This is a genomic window from Streptomyces sp. P9(2023) (assembly GCF_032436795.1).
Classification (GTDB): domain Bacteria; phylum Actinomycetota; class Actinomycetes; order Streptomycetales; family Streptomycetaceae; genus Streptomyces.
This window is the reverse complement of record NZ_JAUPWM010000706.1, coordinates 1-250: the sequence shown is the minus strand read 5'-3', so window position 1 is coordinate 250 and position 250 is coordinate 1. Positions and strand designations below refer to the sequence as shown.

The following is a 250-nucleotide window of genomic DNA, read 5'->3' as shown; positions in this document are numbered from 1 at the left end:
AAAGGGATCTCGATCTCGTGCTGCTGGATTCAGGGGATCTCACAAGTGACTGGAACATGGTTCTGCCCTCGGGGCCGTGGCGGGAAGGGAAAAAGGCCTTGCGGCGGGCTGATGCCATCCTGCTCAATGTCCCTCAGCAGCGCGAAGAGGAAATGTTTGCCCGGTTGCGGGCCAGGTTCGCATTGGAAAACAAACCTGTTTTCTCCTTCCATTTGGAGACCGTGGGCCTGAAGGGGATGAACGGTTCGGC

At 57.6% G+C, this 250-nt stretch carries 1 protein-coding gene; it reads left to right on the top strand.

Annotated features, from left to right (window positions below; genetic code table 11):
• Positions 1–250 (top strand): tetraacyldisaccharide 4'-kinase (locus Q5762_RS39170; RefSeq protein ID WP_315897089.1); only part of this gene is annotated, 250 nt, incomplete at both ends.